Here is an 18,430-nt window from a genome sequence, read left to right on the forward strand (position 1 = left end):
CTTGGGACCTGAACCAAGCGGTTCAGTCGATGGAGAAAGACGTGCCGCAGCCGCAGGCGGAGGTGGCGTTGGGGTTTTTCACCGCGAAATGCGCCCCCATCAACGCGTCCTTGAAATCCAGTTCCGCGCCGGCCAGCAGGTCCAGGCTGGTCGGGTCCACATACACAATGGCGCCGTCGGCTTCGATCACCAGATCGTCCGGATGATGCGTCGCGGTGAGGTCGAATTTGTACTGGAAGCCGGAGCAGCCGCCGGCCAGCACTTCGACGCGCAATGCCTTCGACTCGGGATCGGCGGCGAGGATCGCGGCCACGCGCGCGGCGGCGGACGGGGTGAGGCGGAATTGGTCCAGGGTCTGGCTCATGCCTTTTCATATAGCGTCTATGGGCCTTGGTGGTAAGGGCAGGGATGGGGTAAGGCTCAGACCATGTGGAAAGCCTCTTATGCGGTAACTGCGGCGATGTCGCGGGGCCGCAAATTTACCGAGATCGAATCGGACGATCGCAGCCCCTATCAGCGCGACCGCGACCGTGTGGTGCACTGCTCGGCCTTTCGCAAGCTGCAATATAAGACCCAGGTGTTCGTGACCCGCGAGGGCGATTTCTACCGCACAAGGCTGACGCACAGCCTGGAAGTCGCGCAGATCGCCCGCAGCATCGCGCGTAAGCTGGGGCTGGACGAGGATCTCACCGAGGCGCTGGCGCTGGCGCACGATCTCGGCCATCCGCCGTTCGGCCATGCCGGCGAGTCCGGGCTGAACGAGGCGCTGGCGGCGTTCGGCGGGTTCGACCACAATGCGCAGAGCCTGCGCGTGGTGACGCTGCTGGAGCAGCGCTACGCCAGTTTCGACGGGCTGAATTTGAGCTGGGAGGCCCTGGAGGGCCTGGCCAAGCATAACGGCCCGCTGACCGCGCCGCCGGACTACATTGCCGCCTTCGATGCCGGCTATTCGTTGGATCTGCACCGCCAGACCTCGGCGGAGGCGCAGGTGGCGGCCTTCGCCGACGACGTTGCCTACAACACCCACGATCTGGATGATGGGCTGCGCGCCGGGCTGTTCGGTTTCGAGGATCTGCTGGACCTGCCGATGGTCGGCGATGCGGTACGCGAGGCCCAGAGCGTGACCAGCGAGATCGGCCGGGTGCGGCATGAGATCAGCCGCCGGGTGATCAACGCGCTGGTGCATGACGTGATCGCGGAAAGCGAGCGGCGGCTCGCCGCGCTGAACCCGAAGAGTGCTGAGGATATCCGCGCCGCCGCCGAACCGGTGGTGGCGTTCTCTCCGCCCATGGCGCAGGCGAACAGGGAGATTAAGGCATTCCTGTTCGCGCGGATGTACCGGCATTGGCGCGTCAACCGCATGACGCACAAGGCCAAAATGGTGACCAGATCCCTCGGCACGCTGCTGCTGGAGCGGCCCGATCTGCTGCCCGATGACTGGCGCGCGCGCGCCGGCCAGCCGGAGAGCGAGCAGGCCGCGGCGGCGGTGCGGGATTACGTGGCGGGCATGACGGACCGTTATGCTTTGGATGAATATGCGCGGCTGACCGACCCGTCAGTGCCGACTTGAAGGTGAGTTATGTCTGAGAATTTGTTTTCGCTCCTGCGCGGCTGGGTGTTGGAGGAGCTGGCGGTATTGGTGCCCGACCTGCATGAGGATTTCCTGCGCAAGGTGGAGCTGACGCCGACGCGCGATGCGGCGCATGGCGACATGGCGAGCAACGCGGCGATGGTCGCGGCCAAGCCCGCCGGTAAAAACCCGCGGGAGATCGCCGCCGCCCTCGCCGAGGCGCTGGGCCGGCGCTCAGGGATCGCCAAGGCCGAGCCGGCCGGTCCGGGCTTCGTCAATCTCACGCTCGACGCGGCGCTGCTGCGCCAGCAATTGCCGATGATGCTGGCGGCGGGCGAGGGGTATGGCACCGGGCGGACGCCACGCGGGCCGATCAATGTGGAATATGTCTCCGCCAACCCGACCGGGCCGCTGCATGTCGGCCATTGCCGTGGCGCGGTGGTGGGGGACGCGCTCGCCAACCTGCTGGCCAAGGCCGGTTATGACGTGACCAAGGAATATTACATCAACGATGCCGGCGCGCAGGTCATCGCGCTCGCCCGCTCGGTCTATGTGCGTTACCTGGAGGCTCTGGACCGGCCGGCGGAGGCTTACATCGCGACGGTGCCGGGCGGCATGCAATATGGCGGCGCCTATCTGCTCCCGGTCGGCGCGGCTTTGGCCGAGGCGCATGGCCACCGTTTTGCTGACGCGCCCGAGGCCGAGTGGCTGGACCTGTTCCGCGATTTCGCCGTCGAGAAAATGCTGGACATGATCCGCGAGGATCTGGCGGCGCTGGGCGTGCGGCATGACGTGTTCATCTCCGAGCGCGCGATGGTGGCGGCCGGCGGCGTCGCCGCGGCGATCGAGGATCTGGAAGAGAAGGGCCTGATTTATCGCGGGGTGCTGGAGCCGCCCAAGGGCAAGTTGCCCGAGGATTGGGAGCCGCGTGAGCAGATGCTGTTCCGCTCCACCGCCTTCGGCGACGATGTGGACCGCCCGGTGCAGAAATCCGACGGCAGCTGGACCTATTTCGCCAACGACATCGCCAACCATGCCGACAAGATGGCGCGCGGCTTCAACGACATGGTCAATGTCTGGGGCGCCGACCATGGCGGCTATGTGAAGCGCGTGGCGGCGGCGGTGAAGGCGCTCTCCGGCAACGGCGCGGCGCGGCTGGATGTGGTGCTGTGCCAGATCGTGCGGGTGATGAAGGATGGCGAGCCGGTGCGCATGAGCAAGCGGGCCGGCACCTTCGTGGAGCTGCGCGATCTGCTTGACGAGGTCGGGCCCGATGCGGTGCGCTTCCTGATGCTGATGCGCAAATCCGACGCGCAGATGGAGTTCGACCTCACCGCCGCCGTGGCGCAAACGCGCGAGAACCCGGTGTTTTACGTGCAATACGCCCATGCGCGTTGCCGCTCGGTGCTGCGCGCCGCACCTGCGGTGGACGCGCTGGCCCCGCTGGACTCGCTGACCGCGCCGGAGGAGATGGCGCTGATCCGCCGGCTGATCTCCTGGCCGCGCCTGGTCGAGCAGGCGGCCGAGGCGCATGAGCCGCATCGCGTCGCCTTCTTCCTGTACGAGCTGGCCGGGGACTTCCATGCGTTGTGGAATGCCGGGCGCGACAACGCGACCTTGCGCTTCCTGCAGGAAGACAAGCCGGCCGAGACCGCCGCGCGCGTGGCCCTGGTGGCGGCGACGGCCACGGTGTTACGCTCGGGCCTGAGCGTGCTGGGTGTCACCCCGGTCGAAGAAATGAGGTAGGCCCTTGCTGGAGCCCGAGGAGGACGGATTCGTCTACCGCACGCGCCGCGACCCGGCGGGGATGGACCCGGCCATGCGCCGCATGGCGCTGGGGGCCGGTGGCGTTTCGCTGGTGGTGATCGTGGTGGCCTTGCTGTGGAGCGGGGTGCGCGGCGCCGGCTTCGGCCCGCCGCCGGTGATCACCGCGCCGCCGGGGCCGTTGCGCATCGTGCCGGCCAATCCCGGCGGGTTGGTTGTGCCAGAGGCGAACGTGCCGATCATGTCCGGCGTGACGCCGGTGGCGCCGCCGCAACTGGCGCCGGGAACGCCCATGCCGGACATCTCGCAACTGGACCAGGAGGCGGGCATCGGCGCGCCGCCGCCGGCCCAGCCCGCCCAGGCGGGCGCGGGGGCACCACCGCAGCCGGTTCCGAACGCCGAGCCGGCCCCGGCAACCGCGCCGGCAGGCCCGAAAACGGCGGACAGCGCGCCGCAGCCCGTGGCCAAGCCGATGGCCGCAAGCGGCAACGTCGCCGTGCAACTGGCGGCGACCGGCAGCGAGGCGGGCGCGCAAGCGGTGTGGCGCGGGCTGCAACGGAAACTGCCGGCGCTCTTAAGCCACCGGAGCGTGGATATCTTCCCCGCCGTGGTGGGCGGCCAGACCGTGTGGCGGCTGCGCGTCGGTGGCTTCGCTAGCGCCGCCGCGGCGCGGGATTTCTGTGTGTCGGTGCGGGCGCAGGGCGCGGCCTGCGCGGTGGCGTCGTTTTGAAGCCGGCGATCCTCGGCATTTCCGGCCCCAGGCTGGCGGCGGATGAACGCGCGCTGTTCCGCGCGCACCCGCACCGCGGCGTGATTCTCTTTGCCCGCAACATCCAAAATCCGTCGCAGTTAGCCGACCTGATTGCAGACCTTCGCGACATCTTGCCGCCGGGCGCGGTGCTGATGGTCGACCAGGAAGGCGGGCGCGTGGCACGGTTGAAGCCGCCGCACTGGCCGGCGCTGCCCGCCGCCGGCACGCTGCGCGACGCGGCGGCTGCCTATGCCCATGGCAGGGCGCTGGGCGCGATGGTGAAGGCGGCGGGGTTCGACGTCACGGCGGCGCCGGTGCTCGATTTGCGCCATCCCGGCGCCAGCGATGTGATCGGCGACCGCGCCATCACCGGCGGGCCGGAAACGGTGGCGCAGCTCGGCGGCAAGATCGCCGAGGGCATTCTGGCTGAGGGCGTTATCCCGGTGATGAAGCATCTGCCGGGCCATGGGCGGGCGCTGGTGGACAGCCATCTCGACCTGCCGCGCGTGCCGCCGGTGGATCTGTCCGACGATTTTCTGCCGTTTATCGCCAATAAACATTTGCCCTGGGCGATGACGGCGCATGTGATGTTCGAGCAATATGACAAGGTGAATCCGGCAACCGTGTCATCGACCGTCATTTCCGAGATCATTCGCGGCAAGATCGGCTTTGCCGGCACGCTGCTGAGCGACGATCTGGCCATGCACGCGCTGAGCGGCCGGCCGGAGGAACGGGCGCGGGCGGCGCTCGCGGCGGGGTGCGACATCGCGCTCTATTGCCCTGGCGATTTTGCCGGTAACCGCGCCGTGCTGGAGGCGCTGGATGAGCGCTGAGACGCTGGATGTCGTCGTTGCCTTGATCATCGCCGTGGTGCTGCACGAGCTGGCGCACGGCGTGGTGGCGCGCCTGCTGGGCGACAAGACGGCGCAGCAAGCGGGACGGCTGACACTCAATCCGCTCAAGCATATCGATCCGGTCGGCAGCCTGCTGCTCCCCGCGCTCCTCGCTGTGGGGCAATTGGTGTCGATCGGCCGCATCGAATTTCTCTATGGCTGGGCGAAGCCGGTGCCGGTGAACCCGATGCAGTTGGAGCTCAACGGGCAGCGCCACCCCAGACAGCTGATGGCGCTGGTCGCCGCGGCCGGGCCGCTTGCCAATTTCGCCCTCGCGCTGCTCGGCGGCTACCTGCTGTCGATCAGCCAGGCCACGGTGTTCCTGACCTATTTCATCATCATCAACCTCACGCTGGGACTGTTCAACCTCCTGCCGGTGCCGCCGATGGATGGCGGGCGGATCGCCGTAGGGGTGCTGCCGCTGCCTGCCGCGCGCTGGCTCGCAAAATCAGAAAAAGCTGGCATCATTCTGGTTTTGCTGGTTTTATTCGTGCTGCCGACCGTGCTGGCGCAGTTCGGCGTGAGTTTCGACCCGTTCCAGGCGGCGATGGGCCGTGTGTTGCCTTGGGCGGTGAGTAAAATCCTGCAAATCACGGGGCATAGTGGTGGATTCTGAAGCGCTGGTCCTGAATCTTGAGGGCTTTGCCGGGCCGCTCGACCTGCTGCTGGAGCTGGCGCGTGCGCAGAAGGTCGATCTCGCGAAAATCTCCATCCTCGCGCTGGTCGACCAGTATCTGGCGGTTATCGAGGGCGCGCGCCGGGTGCGGCTGGAACTGGCGGCCGACTGGCTGGTGATGGCGGCTTGGCTGACCTGGCTGAAATCCCGGTTGCTGGTGCCCACCGCGGGCGAGGACGAGGATGCCGAAATCGCCGCGGAGACCCTGGCCGCGCGGTTGATCGATCTGCAGCGGGTGCGCGCCGCCGCGATGTGGCTGGGCCAGCGCCCGTTGCTGGGCGTGGATGTGTTCACGCGCGGCGCGCCCGAGGATTTTACCGAGACTGACCGCAGCAAGCTCAAGCTGGAGATCAGCGGCCTGCTCGGCGCGTATCTGGCGGCACGGCGACGCGGCGGGGCAAAGCTGCAATACCGGCCGAAACCGATGGTCTATTTCTCGGTGCAGAACGCGCTGGAACGGTTGCAGCGTCTGGTCGGCTCGACGCCGGACTGGTCGAGCCTGGACGAATTCCTGCCGCAGGGGCTGGATGAAGGGCTGCCGCGCCGGGCCGCGCTTTCGGCAACCCTGATCGCCGGCCTGGAAATGACCCGAGGCGGCCGCCTGGAGCTAAGACAGGAAGAGATCTTTGGGCCGATTCTGGTGCGCGCGGCCGAGCGCGACGGAACGGCGGATTCAGAGGGTGAGGATGGACGAGACTGACGGGCCGGATTCCAACAGCGTGAGCGCGGATGCCGCGCCGGCAGCTTTGAGCGAGGCGCTGCGCCTGGTGGAAGCGGCGATTTTCGCTTCCGCCCAGCCGGTGAGCGCGCGCGCGCTCGCCGTGCTTCTGCCCGACGGCGTCGATCCCGATGAGGTGCTGGCGGCTTTGGCCGCTTCCTATGCGCCGCGCGGGGTCAATCTGGTCCAGGCCGCCGGCGGCTGGCAGTTCCGCACCGCGCCGGATGTCGCCCCGGCTTTGCGCAAAATCGTCGAGGTGCCGCGCCGGCTGCCGCGCGTGGCGATGGAGACGCTGGCGATCATCGCCTATCACCAGCCGGTCACGCGCGCCGAGATCGAGGAGATCCGCGGCGCTGCTTTGTCGCAGAACACGCTGGATCTGCTGCTGGAGAACGCGCTGGTGACGCCGAAGGGCCATAAGGAGACGCCGGGCCGGCCGACCTTGTGGGGCACCACGCCGTCCTTCCTGGCGCAGTTCGGGTTGAACGATCTGCGCGATCTGCCCAAGCGCGAGGAATTGCTGATCGATCCGAACGTGGCATTGCGGCAGCCGGAGCAGACCGAGCAGCCGGAACAGACAGAGCAGACGGAGCAACCGGAACGGGCGGAAACGCCGGTGGAGGACGCATCGTGACGTTGAAGATCACCCGAGAGACGCTGCTTAACGGCACACTCCGTGCCCGCCTGCTGGAAAATACCGCGCAACATCCCGACATGCGCTATCGCACCGATTCGGAGATGGCGGCGCTGCTTGAGGACACGCTCGCCCAGCACGATGCCGCGCAGGATTTATGGGTGTTCGGCTACGGGTCGCTGATCTGGAACCCGGCCTTCCACTATATCGAGAAACGGCCCGCGCTGCTGCAGGGCTGGCATCGGCGGTTCTGCCTGAAGCTCTTCATCGGCCGCGGCTCGCCGGAGACGCCGGGCGTGATGCTGGGGCTGGACCAGGGCGGCGCCTGTCATGGCGTGGCGTTCCGGATCGCCGCCGCCAAGGTGCGCGAGGAGCTGGGCATTCTCTGGCAGCGGGAAATGTATGGCGGCGCCTATCACGCGCGTCTGCTGAAGCTGGAAACCGCCGAGGGGCCGATTTCGGCGGTGACGTTCGTGATCGACCGCGACCATCCGCGCTATATTCGGGAACTCAGCTTGGAGCAGACGGTGGCGCTGATCGCCACCGGCTGCGGCGATCTCGGCACCTGCCGGGAATATCTGGAAAATACGGTGGCTCATCTGCGGGAGCTTGGCCTGGACGACGAGGGTCTCGCCCGCATCGCCGCGGCTTTGCCGAACCCGTGAGAGCCTGCTAGCACACCACCTACATGTTTGGATTTTCCTGGGCAGAGATTGGGCTGATTATGGTCGTGGCGTTGATCGCCATCGGGCCGAAGGATCTGCCTGTGGCGATTCGCACCGTCACCGCGATGATGAAGAAGGCGCGCGGCATGGCGGCCGAGTTCCAGGGCCATGTCGACGAGATGATGCGCGATGCGAATCTCTCCGAGGTCAAGGACGAGATCAACAAGCTGCGGCGGTTCGATTTCAAGAGCGCGGCGGAAAATGCGATCGACCCGGACGGCACGATGCGCGACACGCTGGCGCGCCCGTTCGACGTGCCGACCATGGCGGCGGCATCGGCGGGACCGGCGGCCGCTTCTTCTTCTTCCGAGTCGGACGAGTCGGACACGGCGCCGGCGGCGGAATTGGCGCCCGCGGCGGCCTTTTCCATGCCCGCGCCGGTGGCGGCGGAAACGCTCGTTGAGGCGCCGGCTTTCATTCCGCCGGATGCGGTCCGCAAAACGCCGGTTCCGGATTTCATCCCGCCGGGCACCAAACGCTGGGGATATTAAGTGGCGGACAACGTGACCACGGAAGACGAGATCCACGACAAAGAGATGTCCCTGCTGGACCATCTGATGGAGCTGCGGCGCCGTCTGATCTGGTCGTCCGTGGCGTTCCTCATCGCCTTTGCCATCAGCTACCATTTCGCGGCACGGATCTACGATTTCCTCGCCGCACCGCTGGCGCACGCGCTCGAGGCGCGTGGCCAGAAGCCGCAATTGATCTATACCGCGCTCTACGAGGCGTTCTTCACCTACATCAAGGTGTCGGTGTTCGCCGCCGCGTTCCTGTCTTTTCCGGTGATCGCAACACAGCTCTGGCTGTTCATCGCGCCCGGCCTCTACAAGCGCGAGAAGCGGGCGATGCTGCCGTTCCTGGTGGTCACGCCGATCCTGTTCTTCGCCGGCGGCGCGCTGGCTTATTACGTGATCTTTCCGACCGCCTGGAAATTCTTCCTGAGTTTTCAGGACACGACGGCCGGGGCCAGCGTGCAGATCGACCTGATGGCGAAGGTGAGCGATTACCTGAACCTGGTGATGAAGCTGATCTTCGCGTTTGGGCTGGCGTTCGAGCTGCCGGTGCTGCTCACGCTGCTCGGCAAGGTCGGCATCATCAGCTCGGCTGGCTTACGCAAATACCGGCGCTACGCTTATGTCGGCTGCTTCATCCTGGCGGCCGTGCTGACGCCGCCGGACATTTTGACCCAGTGCGGCTTGGCCCTGCCGCTGATCATTCTTTATGAAATTTCGGTGTTCTCCGTGAAAATGGTCGAGCCGAAAGTCGAACTGGATTCGTAACGATGCATGATATCAAGGCAATTCGGGAGAACCCGGCTTCGTTCGACGTGGCGATGGCCCGGCGCAACATTCTCCCGCTCGCGGCCGAGCTGATGGCACTGGATGAGGAGCGGCGCCAGGCGGTGGCGCAGTTGCAGGTTCTGCAGGCGGGGCGCAACGCTTTGGCCAAGCGGATCGGCGAGGCCAAGCGCGCCAGGCAGGACACCGCGTGGCTGGAAGCCGAAGGTGCGACTCTGCGCGGCCAGATGGAAGCGCTCGAGGCCGAGGTGCCGCGGCTGGATCTGTTGCTGCGGGAAAGCCTGGCCGCGGTGCCGAATGTGCTGGAGGCGGCCGTGCCGGAGGGGCGTGACGAGACCGCCAACCAGGAAATCAAGACTCATGGCGCGATCCGCAATTTCAGCTTCGCGCCCAAGCAGCATTTCGAGATCGGCGAAGCTTTGGGGCTGATGGATTTCGCCGCCGCGGCGAAAATCGCCGGCTCGCGCTTCACCGTGCTGCGCGGCGGCCTGGCGCGGCTGGAGCGGGCGCTGGGGCAATTCATGCTCGACCTGCACGTGAACGAGCATGGCTATACCGAAACGATGGTGCCGCTGCTGGTGAACGACGCGGCGGCGTTCGGCACCGGCCAGCTGCCGAAATTTCGTGAGGATCTGTTCCAGACCACCGACGGGCGCTGGCTGATCCCGACCGCCGAAGTGTCGCTCACCAACCTCGCCGCGGGCGAGATTCTGCCGCTGGCGCAATTGCCGCTCCGCGTGACCGCGCTCACCCCCTGCTTCCGCTCCGAGGCCGGCTCAGCCGGGCGCGACGTGCGCGGCATGCTGCGCCAGCACCAGTTCACCAAGGTAGAACTGGTCAGCATCGTGCACCCGGAGGCGAGCGAGGCGGAGCATGAGCGCATGACCGCCTGCGCGGAGGCGGTGCTGGAGCGGCTTGAACTGCCGTATCGCAAAATGCTGCTCTGTGCCGGCGATACCGGCTTCTCGGCGGCGAAAACCTACGATCTGGAAGTCTGGCTGCCCGGCCAGGAAATGTACCGGGAAATTTCCTCCTGCTCGAACACGCGGGCGTTTCAGGCACGGCGGATGAATGCGCGCTACCGTGAGGCCGACGGCAAGACGCTCGGCTTCGTGCACACGCTCAACGGTTCGGGCGTGGCGGTCGGCCGGGCGCTGATCGCGGTGCTGGAAAATTACCAGAACGAGGACGGTTCGGTGACAATTCCGACAGTGCTGCGGCCTTATATGGGCGGGCTCGAGCGGCTCGGCGCGTAAAAGGAAAGTGGCCGCTTTTTAAAAAAAGCGGCGCAAAAACTTTTGTTCCGCTGGGCCTCAGGTTGTGTCCGCGTCGACGCCTATGGCCCGGCATAATAAAAGTTTTTTGCTTCTTTTTTCAAAAAAGAAGCTTTTTCTTCACTTTTTCCCGGACAGGAGGCGTTACCATTTGTTATGCGCCGCCATCGGCGCGTAACGGGACAAGCCGTATGTAACTGAGTATAGACTTCGCAGGTTCGCTGAAGAGGTTTTGCGTGGTTGATCCGGTCGTGCGGCGCGGCAAAAGCAAGCGGCGCTGGGTTTTTGCGGGGATCGTGCTCCTGCTTGTCGCCTTTGTCTGGTACCGGCATTCCGGCCATGATCCTGGCAGTTATGGAGGCCGCGGGCGGCACGGTATGCTGCCGTCCCAGGTGGTTGGCGTGGCCAAGGTGGAGTCCGGCTCAATGCCGGTGGTGCTGGACGAGCTGGGCACCGTCACCCCGATCGCCACCGTCACCGTGGTGCCCCAGCTCAGCGGCTATCTCACCCAGGTTGCCTTCACCCAGGGCGAAAACGTCACCAAGGGCGAGTTCCTGGCGGAGATCGACCCGCGCCCCTACCAGATCCAGCTCGAGCAGTTTCAGGCATCACTGGCCAAGGATACGGCCGCTTTGGCTCAGGCCCGTTCGGACCTGTCGCGTTTCGAGATATTGGCACGGCAGCAATCGATCGCCGAACAGCAGGTGACTGACCAGCAATTCCTGGTTCAGCAGGACGAGGCCGCGATCAAGATCGACCAGGCGAATATCGATACCGCCACGCTCGATCTCGCTTATTGCCATATCACCTCGCCGGTATCAGGCCGGATCGGGCTGCGCCTGGTCGACCCCGGCAATTTCGTGACTTCCGCCAGCACCACCGGCATTGCCGTGGTCACCACTGTCGCGCCCACCACGGTGATATTCTCCGTGGCGCAGGCCAATCTGGCGCCGGTTCTGGAGCGGCTGGGGCAGGGGGCGGTGCTGCCGGCCGCCGCCTATTCCAGCGATGACACCACCAAGCTGGAAGACGGCACGCTGGCGGCCGTGAACAACCAGATGAACACCAGCACGGGCATGGTGCAGCTGCGCGCCGATTTCGCCAACACCGACGAGAAGCTGTTCCCGAACGAGTTCGTCAACGTGCATCTGCTGGTGAACACGCTCGACCATGCCACGCTGGTGCCCACCCAGGCCATTCAGTCCGGCGTTCCCGGCGACTATGTGTATGTGGTGAACGCCGACAACACCGTGAGCGTGCAGCCGGTGACCACCGGCCCCAGCGATGGCACGAAAACCGTCATCACCAAGGGGCTGACCCCGGGCCAGACCGTGGTGATCGATGGCGTGGACCGGCTCACCGAGGGGGAGAGGGTCACGATCGCCTCGGGCCCAAGCGGTCCGGTCGCGCCGGGCGCGTCTGTTGCACCAGGAGCCTCTGCCGCACCGGGCGCGACGGCGCCAAAAGCAGCCGATCCGAAGCCCTCGCAGAACGGTCATCATCATCGCCGCGATGAGAACGGCTCGTCCGGCGCCGCTTCAACCCCCGCTTCGCAGTGAATCCCTCCCGCCTTTTCATCCTGCGGCCGGTGGCGACATCGCTCCTGATGATCGGCATCGTGCTGGTGGGGCTGGTCGCGTTCAAGTTCCTGCCGGTATCGGCGCTGCCGGACGTGACCTATCCGACCATCCAGGTGCAGACCTTCTATCCCGGCGCCTCGCCGCAGGTGATGGCCACCACGGTCACCGCGCCGCTGGAGCGTCAGCTTGGCGAAATGGCGGGGCTGAACCAGATGCACTCGCAGAGCTCCGCCGGCGCTTCGGTGATCACGCTGCAGTTCGATCTGTCGCTCAGCCTCGACGTCGCCGAGCAGGAGGTGCAGGCGGCGATCAACGCGGCCGGCAATCTGCTGCCGGCGGACCTGCCGGCGCCGCCGGTCTATGCCAAGGTGAATCCGGCCGACGCGCCGATCATGACGCTGGCGGTGACCTCGAAAACGCTGAGTCTCATCGCGCTCGAAAATCTGGCCAATTCGCGCCTGGCTTCGAAAATCTCCGAAGTTCCCGGCGTCGGCCTGGTCAGCGTCGCCGGCGGCCATGTCCCGGCGATCCGCATCGAGGTGAACCCGCGGGCGCTCGCCAGCTACGGGATCAGCATCGACAATATCCGCACCGAGGTCACGAATCTCACGGTCGATACGCCCAAGGGCAGCTTCTCCGGCCCGGCGCAAAGCTACACCATCAACGCCAACGACCAGGTCACGGAGGCATCGGAATATGCCTCGATGATCGTCGCCTACGATAATGGCTCACCGGTCTATCTCGGCAACGTGGCGAAAATCATTTCCGCGCCGGAGAATGCCGAGCTGGGCGCCTGGGCGAACCGCCAGCCTGCGATCATTCTCAACGTGCAGCGCCAGCCCAATGCCAATGTCATCGCCACGGTGGATGCGATCAAGCGCGAGCTGCCGCAGCTGACCAGCGGCCTGCCGACGGCGATGCAGGTGGCCGTGATAAGCGACGGCACCACGTCGATCCGCGCTTCCGTCAGCGATGCCGAGTTCGAGCTCGGCTTAAGCATCCTGCTCGTGGTGGCGGTGATTTTCGTTTTCCTGCGCAATTTCCGCGCCACGCTCATTCCCAGCATATCGGTCCCGGTCTCGCTGATCGGCACGCTGGGGGTGATGTATCTGTGCGGCTTCTCGCTCGATAATCTGTCGTTGATGGCGCTGACCGTGGCGACCGGCTTCGTGGTGGACGATTCCATCGTGATGATCGAGAACATCGCCCGTTACCTGGAAATGGGCGAGACGCCGCTGCAGGCCGCGCTGAAAGGCGCCGGGCAGATCGGCTTCACCATCATCTCGCTCACCGTCTCGCTGATCGCCGTGCTGATCCCGCTGCTGTTCATGGGCGATGTGGTCGGGCGGCTGTTCTCGGAATTCGCCATCACTTTGGCGGTGACGATCGTGATCTCGGCCATCGTCTCTCTCACGTTGGTGCCGATGCTGTGCGCGCGGTTGCTGCGTATGCCGGGCACCGTGCAGCCGAGCCGGTTCGAAGCCTGGAACGAGCGTAATTTCGACCGGCTGATCGCCGCTTACGGGCGCGCGCTCACCTGGGTGCTGGCGCATGCGCGCCTCACACAGATGGTCACGATCGGCACGCTGGTGCTCACCGTGCTGCTCTATGTCTTCATCCCGAAAGGATTTTTTCCGCTTCAGGACATCGGCGTGATCGCGGGCTTTTCCCAGGCCGGGCAAAGCACGTCCTATGCGGCGATGGCCGCGGACCAGCAGGCGCTGGCCGATGTGATCCTGAAGGACCCGGCGGTGGTCAGCCTGACCTCCTATATCGGCGTGGACGGCACCAATTCGACGCTGAACCAGGGGCGTTTCCTGATCAACCTGAAGCCGAAGGGTGAACGGCCTTCCGCCAGCGCGGTGATCCGCCGGCTGAGCCGGGCGGTGGCCGGCGTGCCCGGTGTGCATCTGTACATGCAGCCGGAACAGAGCCTGACGTTGAACACCGCGGTCACGCCGACGCAGTATCAGTTCGTGCTCGAAGATCTCAATTCGAGCGATTTCACGACCTATGTGCCGAAGCTGATGGCCAAGCTGCAGGCCTTGCCGCAGCTCTCCGACGTGGCGAGCGAGCTTGAGGCGAACGGCAGCAGCGTGTTCATCGAGATCAACCGCGCCAATGCCGCGCGCTTCGGCATCACCGCCGCGACCGTGGACGACGCGTTGTACGATGCGTTCGGCCAGCGCATCATCACGACGATTTTCACGCAGACCAACCAGTATCGCGTGATCATGGGCGTGAGTCCGCATCTGATGACCAGCGTGGCCGCGCTGGGGTCGATCTATCTGCCGTCTTCCTCCGTCAGCGGCGGGCAGGTGCCGCTTTCCGCCATCGCCACTTTCTCCACCCGGCCCGATCCGTTGATGATCGAACATCTGGGCCAGTTTCCGGCGACCACGATTTCCTTCAATCTGGCCCAGGGCGCGTCACTCGGCGGCGCGGTCGGTGCCATCCAGAAGGCCGAGCGGGAGCTGAATTTCCCGGCCGCGCTGACGACGAGCTTCGTGGGCGCGGCGCTGGCCTTCCAGACTTCGCTCGGCAACGAGGTGTTCCTGCTGCTGGCAGCGGTGATCGCCGTCTATATCGTGCTCGGCGTGCTCTATGAGAGCTTCATCCACCCCGTGACGATTCTCTCGACCCTGCCTTCGGCGGGAATCGGCGCGCTGATTTTTCTCTGGCTGGCCGGAGAGGGGTTGGACGTGATCGGCATCATCGGCATCGTGCTGCTGATCGGCATCGTGAAAAAGAACGCGATCATGATGATCGATTTCGCGCTGCATGCCGAGCGCAATGACGGAAAGTCGCCGCGCGATGCGATCTATGAAGCGTCGCTGCTGCGCTTCCGTCCGATCCTGATGACCACCATGGCGGCGATGCTGGCGGGCGTGCCGCTGATGCTGGGCACCGGCATGGGCTCGGAGCTGCGCCAGCCGCTGGGCCTGGCCATCGTCGGCGGGCTGGCGGTGAGCCAGGTGCTCACTCTGTTCACCACGCCGGTGATCTATCTCGCCTTCGACGGGCTGGCGCGGCGCTTCCGCCGGCGGGGGGCGGCGCCGGCATGAATCTTTCGGCGCTCTTCATCCGGCGTCCGGTTGCCACCACGCTGCTGACGCTGGGTATCGCGCTGTCGGGTCTGCTCGCCTACTTCAAACTGCCGGTGGCGCCGCTGCCGCAGATCGCGTTTCCGACGATCATGGTGCAGGCGAACATGGCCGGCGCCAGCCCGTCGACGATGGCGGCGACCGTGGCCGAGCCGCTGGAGCGCCATCTCGGCACCATCGCCGACGTCACCGAGCTGACCTCGCAATCGGGCACCGGCATGACGCGCATCACGGTGCAGTTCGGGCTCAACCGCGACATCAACGGCGCGGCGCGCGATGTCGAGGCGGCGATCCAGGCGGCGCGGGCGGACCTGCCGACCACGCTGCGCTCCAATCCGACTTATCAGAAGGTCAACCCGGCCGATGCGCCGATCATGGTGCTGGCGCTGACCTCGGACACGCTGACGCCGGGGCAGCTCTACGACGCCGCCGACACCGTGCTGCAACAGCAATTCTCCCAGGTTTCCGGCGTCGGCCAGGTGGAGCTGGGCGGCGCGGCGCTGCCGGCGGTGCGCGTGGAGCTGCAGCCGGGCCCGCTGAACACATACGGCATCGGGTTGGAGGATGTGCGCGCCGCTTTGGCCGCCGCGAACGCCAACTCGCCGAAAGGTTATTTCGATGTCGGCGCGCAACGCTACCAGCTCTACACCAACGACCAGGCCACCAAGGCGGCGCAATATCGCAACCTGGTGATCGCGTATCGCAACGGTCAGGCGGTACGGCTTTCCGATGTCGCGACCGTCACGGATTCGGTCGAGAACGTGGACAATGCCGGTTTCTATAACGGCAAGCCGGCGGTGCTGGTGATCGTTCATCCCACGCCCGAAGCGAACGTGATCCAGACGGTCGACCAGATGAAGGCGCTGCTGCCGCATTTGCGCGCCGCGCTGCCGCCCTCGATCCATATCGGCATCGCGCTGGACCGCTCGCAATCCATTCGCGCGGCGCTCAGCGATACCGAACGCACGTTGTTCATCGCCGTGCTGCTGGTGGTGGCGGTGGTGTTCGTGTTCCTGCGCTCGCCACGGGCAACGTTGATTCCCGGGCTCGCCGTGCCGGTGTCGATCATCGGCACGTTCGGGCCGATGTATCTGCTCGGCTTTTCGCTTGATAATCTGTCGCTGATGGCGCTGACCATCGCGACCGGCTTCGTGGTCGACGATGCCGTGGTGGTGGTGGAGAACACCATGCGCCATGTCGAGGCCGGCATGGACCCGTTTGAGGCGGCGCTGCGCGGCGGCTCGGAAGTCAGTTTCACCGTGCTGTCGATGAGCCTGTCGCTGATCGCGGTGTTCACGCCGATCCTGCTGATGCCGGGTATCCTCGGCCGGCTGTTCCAGGAATTCGCCGAGACGCTCTCAATCACCATTCTGATCTCGCTGCTCGTGTCCCTGACCACCACGCCGATGCTCTGCGCGCTGCTGCTGCGCCGGGAGGAGCGCGGCCGGCCGCACCCGGTTTTGCAGTGGCTCGAAAATGGATTCGATGCCGGCTTGCGTTTCTATGAAAGAACGCTGCGCTGGGCGCTGGCGCATGCGCGGCTGGTCGGTATCGGGTTTCTGCTCACCATCGTCCTCAACGTGGCGCTGTTTGTGGTTGTGCCAAAAGGTTTCTTCCCCGAACAGGATAATGGCCTGATCATCGGCACGATCCAGGCGGACCAGGGCATCTCCTTCGAACTGATGAAGCAGAAGGTGATGCAGCTGCAGCGGATCGTGCAACACGATCCCGCGGTGGCGTCGGTGGCGAGTTATACCGGCGGGCGCGCCACCAATAACGGCTTCCTGTTCATCACGCTGAAGCCCTTGGAGCAGCGCCATGCCAGCGCCACCGGCGTTGTCGCGCGTTTGCGCGCGCCGCTGGGGCATGTTGCCGGGGCGCAAGTCTTTCTGGTTCCGGCGCAGGATTTGCGTGTCGGCGGGCGGCAGAGCAGTGCGGAATACCAGTACACGCTGCAAAGCGACGATCCCGATGCGCTCAATATCTGGGTGCCGAAAATCGTTGCCGCGTTGAAACAGCAGCACACGCTCGCCGACGTCAATTCCGACCTGCAGAATGGCGGGCTGGAGACCAATGTGGTGATCAACCGGCCTCAGGCGGCGCGCCTGAACATCACGCCGGACCAGATCGACAACACGCTCTACGATGCGTTCGGCCAGCGCAACGTCTCGACCATCTATAACGAGCTGAACCAGTATGAAGTGGTGATGGAGCTGGCGCCGACCTACCAGCAGGCGCCGGTGGATCTGAACCGTATCTATGTCAGCACCTCGGGCGGCAACGCGAGCGGCACGGCGCAGAGCAATGCGCCGGCGGGTACGGTGAGGATCGGCCCCGGCACGGCCAGCGCGGCCGCCAACGAGGCCCTGGTGGCGCTCGATTCCGCGACCAACCAGGCGATCAACGAGATCGCCTCCGGCGGCCGGGCCAACGCCTCCAGCGGCACGGCGGTGAGCACCAATGTCGAGATCATGGTGCCGCTGGCTGCCTTGGCCTCCTATCAGCGCGGCACCACGCCGATCTCGGTCAACCACCAGAGCGGGCGCGTTGCCGCGACCATTTCGTTCAACCTGCCGCAGGGGGTCGCGCTCGGCACCGCAGCGGCAACCATCCAGCGCACGATGAGCAATCTCGACGTGCCGCTGACCATCACCGGCAGTTTCTCCGGCACCGCGGCGGCATTTCAGTCCTCGCAGACGAGCGAGCCGCTGCTGATCCTGGCGGCGCTGGCGGCGGTGTATATCGTGCTCGGCGTTCTCTATGAAAACACCTTTCATCCGCTGACCATTCTTTCCACCATTCCCTCCGCCGGCGTGGGCGCCACGCTGATCCTGCTGATGCTCAACACGCCGCTCACCATCATCGCCCTGATCGGCGTGATCCTGCTGATCGGCATCGTGAAGAAGAACGCGATTCTCATGATCGATTTCGCCTTGCAGCTGCAGCGCGGCGAGGGCGTGGCCCCGGAGGAAGCGATTTTTCAGGCCGCCCTGCTGCGCTTTCGGCCGATCCTGATGACCACGTTCGCCGCCACGCTGGGGGCCCTGCCGCTGGCCATCGGCATCGGCCAGGGCGCGTCGCTGCGCCAGCCGCTCGGCCTGACCATCATCGGCGGCCTCCTGGTCAGCCAGGCGCTGACCCTCTACACCACGCCGGTGCTTTATTTGTGGCTGGAACGGCTGGCGGTGAAGACGCGCGGGCCTGACCAGGCGGCGCCACGCCCCGGCGGCATCGCGACGACGGGCTGATGACGGTCGATCTTGTTCCCCAGCCAATCCAGGATCCAGATGTTGCCCTTGTATAAAACGGACTTGCATAAAACGGTTCGCCGCGCGCTGCCCGCGCTTTGCTTCTTTGCCTTGTCCGGCTGCATGGTGGGGCCGGACTATCACCGGCCGAAACTCGTGCTGCCTGCCGGTTATAAGGAGGCTGCCGGCTGGCTG

The 18,430-nt window shown here is 65.6% G+C and carries 15 protein-coding genes; 14 read left to right on the top strand and 1 reads right to left on the bottom strand.

Going from position 1 to position 18,430, the window contains the following annotated elements:
* Window positions 1–22: 22 nt before the first annotated feature.
* A complete protein-coding gene (locus VNC39_RS05835) occupies window positions 23–364 on the bottom strand; it encodes a HesB/IscA family protein (protein WP_325397115.1) in 342 nt (113 codons plus the stop codon).
* Between the two features lie 63 nt (window positions 365–427).
* Here VNC39_RS05835 and VNC39_RS05840 point away from each other — a divergent pair, with 63 nt between their 5' ends.
* The 14 genes from VNC39_RS05840 to VNC39_RS05905 all read left to right on the top strand — a co-directional run bounded on the left by VNC39_RS05840 (window position 428) and on the right by VNC39_RS05905 (window position 18,235).
* Window positions 428–1,570, top strand: a complete 1,143-nt coding sequence (locus tag VNC39_RS05840; protein WP_325397117.1) for a deoxyguanosinetriphosphate triphosphohydrolase — start codon at window positions 428–430, stop codon at window positions 1,568–1,570.
* 9 nt (window positions 1,571–1,579) lie between these two features.
* The gene (gene argS / locus VNC39_RS05845; RefSeq protein ID WP_325397119.1) at window positions 1,580–3,316 is read left to right on the top strand and encodes an arginine--tRNA ligase; all 1,737 of its coding nucleotides are present in this window, start codon (window positions 1,580–1,582) and stop codon (window positions 3,314–3,316) included.
* Window positions 3,317–3,320: 4 nt separating this feature from the next.
* Window positions 3,321–4,064 (top strand): SPOR domain-containing protein, encoded by a 744-nt coding sequence (locus VNC39_RS05850; protein WP_325397121.1) that lies wholly within the window; start codon window positions 3,321–3,323, stop codon window positions 4,062–4,064.
* A complete protein-coding gene (gene nagZ, locus VNC39_RS05855; protein WP_325397123.1) occupies window positions 4,061–4,918 on the top strand; it encodes a beta-N-acetylhexosaminidase in 858 nt (285 codons plus the stop codon). Before VNC39_RS05850 ends, nagZ begins: the two co-directional genes overlap by 4 nt.
* Window positions 4,908–5,594, top strand: coding sequence for a site-2 protease family protein (locus VNC39_RS05860; protein ID WP_325397125.1), 687 nt, complete (start codon window positions 4,908–4,910; stop codon window positions 5,592–5,594). Before nagZ ends, VNC39_RS05860 begins: the two co-directional genes overlap by 11 nt.
* Window positions 5,584–6,354 (top strand): segregation and condensation protein A, encoded by a 771-nt coding sequence (locus VNC39_RS05865; protein ID WP_325397127.1) that lies wholly within the window; start codon window positions 5,584–5,586, stop codon window positions 6,352–6,354. Before VNC39_RS05860 ends, VNC39_RS05865 begins: the two co-directional genes overlap by 11 nt.
* The gene (gene scpB / locus VNC39_RS05870) at window positions 6,341–7,006 is read left to right on the top strand and encodes an SMC-Scp complex subunit ScpB (protein WP_325397129.1); all 666 of its coding nucleotides are present in this window, start codon (window positions 6,341–6,343) and stop codon (window positions 7,004–7,006) included. The genes VNC39_RS05865 and scpB overlap by 14 nt, the downstream gene beginning before the upstream one ends.
* The gene (locus VNC39_RS05875) at window positions 7,003–7,671 is read left to right on the top strand and encodes a gamma-glutamylcyclotransferase (protein ID WP_325397131.1); all 669 of its coding nucleotides are present in this window, start codon (window positions 7,003–7,005) and stop codon (window positions 7,669–7,671) included. Before scpB ends, VNC39_RS05875 begins: the two co-directional genes overlap by 4 nt.
* Window positions 7,672–7,694: 23 nt before the next feature.
* Window positions 7,695–8,222, top strand: a complete 528-nt coding sequence (tatB, locus tag VNC39_RS05880) for a Sec-independent protein translocase protein TatB (protein WP_325397133.1) — start codon at window positions 7,695–7,697, stop codon at window positions 8,220–8,222.
* Entirely contained in the window at window positions 8,223–9,011 is a 789-nt protein-coding gene (tatC, locus tag VNC39_RS05885; RefSeq protein WP_325397135.1) for a twin-arginine translocase subunit TatC, read from the top strand.
* 2 nt (window positions 9,012–9,013) lie between these two features.
* Window positions 9,014–10,285 (top strand): serine--tRNA ligase, encoded by a 1,272-nt coding sequence (gene serS / locus VNC39_RS05890; RefSeq protein WP_325397137.1) that lies wholly within the window; start codon window positions 9,014–9,016, stop codon window positions 10,283–10,285.
* Window positions 10,286–10,539: 254 nt separating this feature from the next.
* Complete coding sequence (locus VNC39_RS05895) at window positions 10,540–11,862, top strand: efflux RND transporter periplasmic adaptor subunit (protein WP_325397139.1); 1,323 nt, start codon at window positions 10,540–10,542, stop codon at window positions 11,860–11,862.
* The gene (locus VNC39_RS05900; RefSeq protein ID WP_325397141.1) at window positions 11,859–14,948 is read left to right on the top strand and encodes an efflux RND transporter permease subunit; all 3,090 of its coding nucleotides are present in this window, start codon (window positions 11,859–11,861) and stop codon (window positions 14,946–14,948) included. The genes VNC39_RS05895 and VNC39_RS05900 overlap by 4 nt, the downstream gene beginning before the upstream one ends.
* Window positions 14,945–18,235, top strand: a complete 3,291-nt coding sequence (locus VNC39_RS05905; RefSeq protein ID WP_325397143.1) for an efflux RND transporter permease subunit — start codon at window positions 14,945–14,947, stop codon at window positions 18,233–18,235. The genes VNC39_RS05900 and VNC39_RS05905 overlap by 4 nt, the downstream gene beginning before the upstream one ends.
* The last annotated feature ends 195 nt before the right edge of the window (window positions 18,236–18,430 follow it).

Origin of the sequence: Acidocella sp. (assembly GCF_035535915.1) — a bacterium.
GTDB lineage: Bacteria > Pseudomonadota > Alphaproteobacteria > Acetobacterales > Acetobacteraceae > Acidocella.

Coding starts and splice junctions, on each gene's coding strand:
- VNC39_RS05835 (WP_325397115.1), bottom strand. CDS start 364: ATGAGCCAGACCCTGGACCAATTCCGCCTCACCCCGTCCGCCGCCGCG.
- tatB (WP_325397133.1), top strand. CDS start 7,695: ATGTTTGGATTTTCCTGGGCAGAGATTGGGCTGATTATGGTCGTGGCG.
- scpB (WP_325397129.1), top strand. CDS start 6,341: ATGGACGAGACTGACGGGCCGGATTCCAACAGCGTGAGCGCGGATGCC.
- VNC39_RS05905 (WP_325397143.1), top strand. CDS start 14,945: ATGAATCTTTCGGCGCTCTTCATCCGGCGTCCGGTTGCCACCACGCTG.
- VNC39_RS05860 (WP_325397125.1), top strand. CDS start 4,908: ATGAGCGCTGAGACGCTGGATGTCGTCGTTGCCTTGATCATCGCCGTG.
- serS (WP_325397137.1), top strand. CDS start 9,014: ATGCATGATATCAAGGCAATTCGGGAGAACCCGGCTTCGTTCGACGTG.
- argS (WP_325397119.1), top strand. CDS start 1,580: ATGTCTGAGAATTTGTTTTCGCTCCTGCGCGGCTGGGTGTTGGAGGAG.
- VNC39_RS05840 (WP_325397117.1), top strand. CDS start 428: ATGTGGAAAGCCTCTTATGCGGTAACTGCGGCGATGTCGCGGGGCCGC.